The organism is Grimontia marina (assembly GCF_900060185.1).
GTDB classification, from domain to species: domain Bacteria; phylum Pseudomonadota; class Gammaproteobacteria; order Enterobacterales; family Vibrionaceae; genus Enterovibrio; species Enterovibrio marinus.
On the sequence record NZ_FIZY01000201.1, the window covers coordinates 1 to 811 of the forward strand.

General features: G+C 38.3%; 1 protein-coding gene. It reads right to left on the bottom strand.

Annotated elements, in window-relative coordinates:
* Positions 1-115: 115 nt before the first annotated feature.
* On the bottom strand, positions 116-568 hold the full coding sequence (locus GMA8713_RS25980; RefSeq protein ID WP_062715562.1) for an AAA family ATPase: 453 nt from the start codon (positions 566-568) through the stop codon (positions 116-118).
* Between the last annotated feature and the right edge of the window lie 243 nt (positions 569-811).

The following is an 811-nucleotide window of genomic DNA, read 5'->3' on the forward strand; positions in this document are numbered from 1 at the left end:
ATCACAGGTGTAAACATATGTGGCAATTGCTCAGGAAGGTGAAGCACTTTATGGATAACGTATCGCCGTACCCGGGAGGTTGCCACGGCACGGCGAAAATGTAGCACTATTCGGATCAGTTATTTAGCCAGTAGTGAAAACCTCGAGAACTGGCGGCCGAGCCTATAGAGCCAGCTGAGCCAAGAAAGTAGTCTTCGGTTTCCCCCTCATACGAGATCGTGACTTTATTTTTATCACCCAGAATATCTCTGGTAAAAGTTGCAGATATACCAAGCTTGTTTTCCACCACTAATCTAACTTGAGAATTAATAACAACAAACTCTTCATCTTCTTTTTTATCTTTATAGATTACCTCGTATAAAGACTTTGGAAATGGTTTTTTCCTTGTGGGGCCTAGGATTGACTCAAGCCCAAGACTGTAGGCTATTGCGTTTATACATGTAGATTTTCCAGACGAGTTCTCAGCTCGAATTATGTTCAATCCTTTCTTAAATGGTATATATGTAGAAAAGACACCATTATTGGTATTTACTGTTATTTCAATTTCTTTTATTGTTATACCAAGCATACTGTTTAACCACCCAAAATCACTTTTACTTTCTTCTCTGTAAGCTTATAACCGACATTTTTTAAGAATTTAATCTCATCCTCTAATATGTCATTTTCAACCAGCAAAGAATATAATTCGTCGGCCCTGAAAAAGCCGTTTTTGCCATTAAGAAATCAAGCAAAAAATAGGGAAGCTGAAATACCAGCTTCCCTATTTTTTAGACAACTGCGCCTGCTTAGTCGCAATAGCATCCTTGTTCAT